Source organism: Bradyrhizobium sp. Mp27 (genome assembly GCF_029953005.1).
Classification (GTDB): domain Bacteria; phylum Pseudomonadota; class Alphaproteobacteria; order Rhizobiales; family Xanthobacteraceae; genus Bradyrhizobium; species Bradyrhizobium barranii.
In genome coordinates, this window is sequence record NZ_JASAUS010000245.1 from 1 (window position 1) to 7,279 (window position 7,279).

At 59.6% G+C, this 7,279-nt stretch carries 9 protein-coding genes and 2 pseudogenes; 7 read left to right on the forward strand and 4 right to left on the reverse strand.

Annotated features, from left to right (window positions below):
• The first annotated feature begins 97 nt into the window (after positions 1-97).
• Positions 98-1,117 carry an SGNH hydrolase domain-containing protein gene (locus tag QJT78_RS46715; RefSeq protein ID WP_157790149.1) on the forward strand — a complete coding sequence of 340 codons (1,020 nt, stop codon included), beginning with the start codon at positions 98-100 and terminating at the stop codon, positions 1,115-1,117.
• 914 nt (positions 1,118-2,031) lie between these two features.
• Here QJT78_RS46715 and QJT78_RS46720 read toward each other — a convergent pair.
• Positions 2,032-2,814 carry an outer membrane beta-barrel protein gene (locus QJT78_RS46720; RefSeq protein WP_028153014.1) on the reverse strand — a complete coding sequence of 261 codons (783 nt, stop codon included), beginning with the start codon at positions 2,812-2,814 and terminating at the stop codon, positions 2,032-2,034.
• 111 nt (positions 2,815-2,925) lie between these two features.
• Here QJT78_RS46720 and QJT78_RS46725 point away from each other — a divergent pair, with 111 nt between their 5' ends.
• The 4 genes and pseudogenes from QJT78_RS46725 (at position 2,926) to QJT78_RS46740 (ending at position 4,739) form a co-directional block, all read left to right on the forward strand.
• On the forward strand, positions 2,926-3,528 hold the full coding sequence (locus tag QJT78_RS46725) for an addiction module antidote protein (RefSeq protein WP_028153015.1): 603 nt from the start codon (positions 2,926-2,928) through the stop codon (positions 3,526-3,528).
• 372 nt (positions 3,529-3,900) lie between these two features.
• A pseudogene (locus QJT78_RS46730) lies at positions 3,901-4,131 on the forward strand (SOS response-associated peptidase); the annotation flags it as partial.
• A 213-nt stretch (positions 4,132-4,344) separates the two neighbouring features.
• Positions 4,345-4,545, forward strand: a complete 201-nt coding sequence (locus QJT78_RS46735) for a hypothetical protein (protein ID WP_038960244.1) — start codon at positions 4,345-4,347, stop codon at positions 4,543-4,545.
• Positions 4,542-4,739, forward strand: a complete 198-nt coding sequence (locus QJT78_RS46740) for a hypothetical protein (RefSeq protein ID WP_281460700.1) — start codon at positions 4,542-4,544, stop codon at positions 4,737-4,739. The genes QJT78_RS46735 and QJT78_RS46740 overlap by 4 nt, the downstream gene beginning before the upstream one ends.
• A gap of 39 nt (positions 4,740-4,778) precedes the next feature.
• Here QJT78_RS46740 and QJT78_RS46745 read toward each other — a convergent pair whose 3' ends face one another.
• On the reverse strand, positions 4,779-5,027 hold the full coding sequence (locus QJT78_RS46745; protein ID WP_038945492.1) for a hypothetical protein: 249 nt from the start codon (positions 5,025-5,027) through the stop codon (positions 4,779-4,781).
• Between the two features lie 688 nt (positions 5,028-5,715).
• Entirely contained in the window at positions 5,716-6,030 is a 315-nt protein-coding gene (locus QJT78_RS46750) for a hypothetical protein (protein ID WP_028153020.1), read from the reverse strand.
• Between the two features lie 141 nt (positions 6,031-6,171).
• Between QJT78_RS46750 and QJT78_RS46755 the strand changes: the two genes are divergently transcribed.
• On the forward strand, positions 6,172-6,498 hold the full coding sequence (locus QJT78_RS46755; protein WP_028153021.1) for a nuclear transport factor 2 family protein: 327 nt from the start codon (positions 6,172-6,174) through the stop codon (positions 6,496-6,498).
• A 116-nt stretch (positions 6,499-6,614) separates the two neighbouring features.
• Positions 6,615-7,112 carry an N-acetyltransferase gene (locus QJT78_RS46760; protein WP_028153022.1) on the forward strand — a complete coding sequence of 166 codons (498 nt, stop codon included), beginning with the start codon at positions 6,615-6,617 and terminating at the stop codon, positions 7,110-7,112.
• Positions 7,113-7,165: 53 nt separating this feature from the next.
• On the opposite strand, the pseudogene QJT78_RS46765 reads toward QJT78_RS46760, so the two are convergent.
• A pseudogene (locus tag QJT78_RS46765) lies at positions 7,166-7,279 on the reverse strand (DDE-type integrase/transposase/recombinase); the annotation flags it as partial.

The window sequence follows — 7,279 nt, forward strand, 5'->3', positions numbered from 1 at the left end:
CTGAAGCTCTTGCCCGGGAAACAAACTCAAACTAACAGTCCCTTGTCCTGCCTCGCGGGTGGAGGAATTTGACTGACCACACCCGGAGGAATTTGAAGTGACCCGCGGGGTAGTCATGCTTGTAACGATGCTTTTCGTCGCTACCAGCATGTACTATTTCGTGGAACGTCGCTTCATCGTTGCTGGAGGCGCAGCCTCTGGAGCGCCGTTGAAGACATTGATGAAATTCAGCGCGGCTATTCTGGCATTTGCGATTCTGACTCACGCAACATTCATTCTGAAGGGCTTTGCATGGCGGGTGCCTGAGTCGGTTTTGGCGGATGGAAGGCTCGACAGTTCTCCCACTACTGATCAAGTCGTTTGGCCGCCGGGCCTACCGATTGTTGACTTGGCTGGAGACTCCCATGCTGAAATGTACGTGGCGGCAATGTTGCCGTTAGTCGAGAGCCTAGGTGGAAACCTTCAGTACGTTGGCACTGCCGGATGCCCGATTGTCAAAGGAGCAGCTATCCGATCGCGACGACGCGTGGATTGTCTTCGGGGTCGCGATGAGCAAATCGCTCAACTTGAGACCCAAACGCGCCCGCTGATATTCATCCAGCGGTGGGAAACCTATGACGATGCGAGCATCGATTACGACCAACCAGGCATGTGGCCGAACGATGCTGGATCGTTCGCCAAGCTCGAAGCGGCCCTTTCTGAGACGCTACGCGTGTTAACGCCTGTTCGGCGTGTAATGATTGTGGGCGCCCAAGTTCCTGCCGGCTGCGAGATCAATCGGCCGCGGTTACTTCAAGGGCCGCTGCCTCATGTGCCACCTCCTCCATGTTCGCCCATGTCAAAGGTGAACGCGGTAGCGGCGGGCGCAGCCATCAATGCAATGCTCGCCCGTGTGCAGTCTAAGTATCCCGGAAGGGTCGACTTGCTCAAACCGGTCGATTATCTCTGCGACCAAACGTGCCCAACGTATCACGCAGGCCATTGGCTTTATTGGGACGCTACGCATTTTACCTTGGCCGGATCGACTTTCATGACCGATAGGGCTGCCTCAACATTTCGCACGTTCATCCTGGGTGGATCGAACGCGATGTCTTCAGGCGCACCAACTGAGAACTGATCTATTTCGCCTTCGCGCTCGACGAGGTCCGTCCTCTCGCATACTTCGTCGTGCGCGTGGTGCACGTTGTCGATCACGTATGAAGTAACAGGAGTAAGATTCGGATTCATGCACGAGCTCTCCTGTGTCCGACAAGTACACGCTGGGATGTGCGCCAACTTAAACTTGCGAAGAATGACGGATTTTTTTGTGGGGGCATCAGATAGGTTGACGCTTGCAAGTTTCCCCCATGCCGCGCGTGCGTCGGCAAATTGTGGTCACAGCACTGTCACAACGGTCACATCAATTGGGCTCGCGTCGACTTGACCTTTGGGGGGGGTACGCCCCCTACCATATTGTAGTGATCGCCAGTGTTTTCAGGGGACTTTTGAGACTTGCACTAGAGAGACGCCAAGCCCACCGAACCGGTCGCGTTGCGCTCCAATGCAGCCGTTTCACCCGGCGAGCCGACGTCTAGAGCCGGGCTCTGTGGTCTGTATGCAAGCGCGTCGGCCATCCAGCGCGGCCAACCGGTCAATTCCGCATTGCCTTGAGCTGGGGGATCTGGCTCAATCCGCGGTTGGCGCGGCTTCTGTCGGTCAGTGCTCATGTATTCTCCTGCGAACGCAGCCAAAGCTATTCGTCGAAATCGCCCGTCGCGCCGAAGCTTCCAAGAACGCTCAGCCACAGCCGCCGGCAACGTAGCCGAGGCCGAAAGCACCCCCGACCTTCATTACCGGCCGAAACGACAAAGCCCGCCGCGGAGGTCCGGGCGAGCGTAATTCGGCATTCAATGTGATCGTGCAGGTCATTTTGCATATTCCAGCGCTAGGCGTTTGCCTGGATCCCATCGCACTTCGTGTTGCACGAGCGTTCAGGACAAACGAAAAAGCCCCGGCGATGCCGGGGCTTTGACGTCTGAAGTTGAGTTCAGATCAGTATTTCGCGACGATCGGACCGGTCCAATTGAAGCGGTAGACCAGCGAGGTCGAGATCGTCTGATTCCAGCTGTTGGCGCGGATGCTGTTGGCCAGCGGAACGTTGCCAACGTCGAGCAGTTCGGTCTGGGTCTTTTGGTCGTAGAAGGCCGAACGATACTCGGTCTTCATGAACCAGCCCGGCGAGCTGATGCCGAAGAAGTTCAGGCTGTTCTCGACGCCGCCACCGATGAACCAACCGTTGCGGTTGTAGCTGTTGAGATGGGCACCGACGGGAACGCCGGCGAGGTCCGTGAAGTTTGTCTGGCCGAAGTGGGCGCCCGAGTAACCGCCGTTGACGTAGGTGAGAACGTTCGGAGCGGCCAGCCAGCCGAGGCGCACACCAGCGGCCCAAGAGGTTTCCAGCTTCTGGTTGCCCGTGATACCGTTGAGCGGATCCTGGATGGTGGCGCGGATGCTGCCGAACTGACCGTCAGCGAACACACCAGCGACCCAGGTGCCGCTGAACTGCCAGTCGTAACCGGCGCCCACGGTGCCGAACCAGCCCGAGCCGCCCTGGCGCTGGGTGATCGTCAGCGGCGTACCGGAAACCGTATCCACAACGCTCTGGTCAGCATTCGAGAGGCCGCCACCGCCACCGCCGAAAATGTAGAAGCCGGTCCAATTGGCGACCGGTGCCGGCATCGGAGCTTTCACGTAGGGACGGGCGGCCAGGTCGGCGGCCGAGGCCGAACCGGTCATCGCCACAACCGCGGCGAGAGCGAGCAAAGTCTTTTTCATTGTCAAAATTTCCCCAAGTGGAAGCGTCGTCGATGTCTGCGAGGTAATCTAGACGTATCGGCCGATAATGCTGTAGCTGGAAGGCCACAGTGACGGACAAACGCTCTGGAAATGCTGGCTGGCAACGAAGAAAACTTAGCCGATTTATTCCGCGACAATCCAGCGGCTATCGCCACTTATCTATCTGATAAATTTGAAGAAAATGATATCCTAAAGGCTAAGACGGCGCTCAGCCTCGTCACGCGAGCTCATAACGTACAGATCCTGGCACGGGACGCGGGCCTTCGACGCGACACCCTCTATAGGACGTTTGGCGGTCGAATCGACCCGCAGCTCAGCCGGGTTCTTAGGTTGCTCGAAGCGCTGAACGTAAAGGCCCGGGTTACCCCTGCGTCCAGGATCGCCAGCCCGAGCGCGATCGCTACACGGCTCAGTCAAGCCTTCGCTTTCGACGATCCGACTGACACCATCCGGGAGCTGAGCACCGTCGTAAAATCGCAGAACGTCACCTCGCTCGCGCGCGAACTCGGCATTATGCGGACGACGGTCTACAAGACGTTCGGAGGAACCGTGGATCCGCAGCTAAGCCGGGTCCTAAGTCTCTTTGAGACTTTCCGGGTCAGGCTGGAGGTCGTGCCGTCGACTGAGTCCAAGGTCAGACCACCCCGTCCGAAGCTTGGTCGACCGCGAAAGACCCTGGTCGAGCGGCCTTAGCATTTCTCAAGTTGAGCCCCTTTCCCCAGCACCTATCTGCGACCGGGCTGGTGGACTCGTAGGGGAAATTCTTTCAAGCCAGAAAACGGCAAAGAAAACCCGCGGACCTCGCATGATGTGCAGGACCGCGTACCACGTCCCGCGACCAGCGCGGCGGCGGCGAGTACCTCACGGTAGTGATCCGCGAGCTTAGCAATGCCGAGCCAGTCTGGGCGGCCCCCTTCGACACCTCGCCAGCCTCGAAAGCGAAGCCCCTGAGATCGACTTCGCTCAGCCACCTCTTTCCGAATAGGTGGTCCTTTCCGAATGGGTGGAAAGCGTCAGCCCGTGCATTTCGGAATCCCTGCCCTGCGCTAGCTCCCCGGGACGTTGGTCTATGGCTTTCTCACGACGGCGCCGAATGCCGTTGTCGAGCCCATTCATCAAAAGGCAATGCCGGTGATCCTGACGACGGCCGAAGAACGAGATGTTTGGCTGCGGGCGCCATGGGACGAGGCCAAGGCGCTGCAACGGCCTTTGTCACATCAGGCGCTCAAAATCGTGGCGCGGGGCGTAGACAAGGAGGATAGACCTTCAATCGCCGACGCCACTTCTGTTCAATAGTGAACTTAGGAACAACCTGCACGCGATAGGAATAAACTGCTCAAACCGAGCTGCGATGACGCCCGAGAGATTCTTCGAACCACTTAACAAATGATACTGACTCTCCTCAGCCCGAAGCGTAGAGTTGAAACATCACCGCAGCGGCACTTGGCATCGGTCGGTGATGAGAACGCCAGTTGCGCTCCCGCCCCACTCGAACGAGGGAGCAATGCCATGCTGAAGCGACGTCGTTACAAACAGTCCAAAACTCTCAAGGAGCGGCTCGCTGACGAGGCCGCTCGTCTTCGCGAGGAGGCCCAGGCGCTTGCGCCGGGACGCCGCCGTGAGATCCTGCTCCGCCGGGCACGACAGGACGAGACGGCCATGCAGATCGAGTCCTGGCTGCATTCGCCGGGCCTGAGGGCGCCGACATGAGCCGGCAATACCGCGCCAATCTGGTCGGCGAGAACGGCGTGTTTCGCTCCGCCGAGGCGTTCGAGGCCGACTCCGATGCATCCGCGCTTCGCGTTGCACAACAGTTCACGCGCCGGGGCAACGTCGAGGTCTGGCAGCTCGACCGGAAGATCGGGCTGTTGTTGGCGCAAGCCACGCCGCCCATCGCAGCCTGACCGGCAGCCACGCTGCCCCAGCCGCCGCACCGGAAGGCGTCACTCGTCCGCAAGCTTGCGCTCGATATAGGCGTCCACCGTCTCCGCGAAGGAGCGCTGCACCCCGACCGCGGCACCGTGCTGGTCGAGCGCGTCGCACTGGAGCACGCGCAGGCCGCGCCCGCGGAGGCTGGCCGGCGCGGTGTTCAAATATTGATCGATGGCGCCTTTGGCGAGCGGAATGGCCCTCGGATCGCCCCTTGCGATCAAGAGACGCAAGAGGCTCTGGCAATCGGCCAAACCGGGCATGGCTCCGCCTTCAGCGTTGCTGCGATTTCGGCTTCGGTCGCTTGACCGGCTGGGTGTGCGTGCCGAACAGCGCCAGCAGAAACGCGACTTCTTCCTTCGAACCGACCTGGATCATGACTTGTCTCCTTCTCGCTCCGTTGGTCGGGGCCAACGGTCGCCGCGTTCAGGACAATCGGGTTTCAGCAATGTTTCAGGAGTGTTTCGTCGAGACCGAAAACGATCTTCAGAACACGATCTACAGGTGCCTGCTGAAGGTCTGCCGGTGATGCAAAGGGCCTGCCCCGATGTTTTTGTCGGACCAGCCCTACCTCCTGAAAACGGCCCCGGCGCGGGACGGGGGGCTGGGGGCGCCGGAGCCGCCATTCCAGGCCGGCCATCGGCGGTGGGCCGACCACAAAGCTAATTCCAGTTTGGAGCAAGAAGTTCCAAAAGGGGACCTGGCAAAGCGAACAGCTCAATACTGAGGACGCTTCAACAGCTCCGGCAATCGCGAGATTGCCGTTGCGATCCGTCGCGCCTCGTCGCGCGATAGATATTGGTGGGCATATTGGTAGCCCCACGAGTGCAGATCATCGCGATGAAGAACGCAGCAGATCGTGAAGCCGTTCGCGTCCTTGACTCGGAAGCACTCCTCTTCCGCGATCATGACCCATGGCGCCGGAAACCGCCTGAGATTGTCCATCCATGATCACGGGCGTGCGTGGCCCCGTTGCTGCTCAATTCCGCGCGGTACGTGGCGGCGCTTGGCAAGACCAGTCCGCGGCGCTGCCGGCGGCCGGCGCGGAACGAAGAGGCTGTTCACAAGAATAGGCTCGCTGTCGCCGAGCCGTGTCCGCTCCTGAACCAGGCCGCTCATCACGACGCGCATCTTCATGATCTCTTCCGCCACGAAGGTGCAGTTCTCGTCGCGATTGATCTGCTCATGCATGATGGCCTCGGCCTCTCGCATGCTGACGCGTAACGCTCTGACGATGTTGCGGATTTCATTGATGCGGTTGTCCACGGCCTATCTCCACCTGACGACGGGACAATAAGAACAAATCATGAACAATGAGTCAATACGATCTTCACTTCGGGTTCATGGTGCCTTGCCTGAAGGTGCGGCCAATAACGGCACGTAGGTAGGAAACATGTCCTTGACCCGGTGGCCGCTGCGGTTGACTGGCATGATGCCTACCGCGCCGGCGACATCGAAACGATTTTGGGAATGTGCGCCGATGATGCGATCGCCCATTGCGCCTGCGGCGGCATGAAGAGGATTTCGACCCGCCATGGCCTGCGCGCCTATTGGGTCGACCGTCTCAGGCATTATCCCGCTTCGCATCTGGACGATCTCCTGCCGTCCGCCGACGGAGCAACCATTTCCTATATCGCTCGCGATGGCCTCGTGAGCGCGATCCTCACCTTCAATGCGTCCGGTCAAATTGCTTTGTTGACGTGCGGGCCTTTGAACAACGGCGTGTACTCATAGAGGAGCAGACGTCGGCTTTGGGGTCTAAGCGGAAATTCTTTGCTCAATCAGAGTATTGCCGGTTTTGACCCGAAGCGGCCGTTGTCTGCTGCTGTCTCGAGAAGTATAAGCTGCGCATGATCATTCGCCCCGAACGTCCCACAGACACAATGGCAATTCGGACGGTCGTGACGGCGGCGTTCCGTGATGCATCGCGTAGTGACGGCAATGAGGCCGACATCGTCGACGCGCTCCGCATTGATGGTACTCTGGCTGTTTCTCTGGTCGCGGAGGACGATGCAGGTCTTGTTGGTCACGTGGCTTTCTCGCCAGTTGCCGTGAACTCAGAGGAGGTCGGCTGGTTCGGCCTCGGCCCGGTCGCCGTGCTCACGGCGAAGCGTCGACGCGGGGTCGGAGCAGCACTCATTGAGGCCGGACTGAAACGCTTGGATGAACTCGGAGCGCGGGGATGTGTGGTCCTCGGCGATCCCGCCTACTATCGTCGATTTGGATTTGAGAGTGATTGCGAGCTTCGCTTCGCCGATGTGCCGTCGGAGTATTTCCAGCGGTTGGTCATCGACGGCGAGCCGCCACGAGGTCTGGTGAACTATTCTTCTGCTTTCTATGGGCGCTGATATCCGCAGTTGACCCCATGGAGCGTCCGCTTCTTCGCCGCTCTTAGGGGCTAAGCGACGCGATGGGCCAGGACCCGTCGGCTGAACACATCGACGACCGCCGCGAGATAGACGAAGCCACGCCGCATCGGAATGTAGGTGATGTCCATTGCCCACGCATGGTCGGG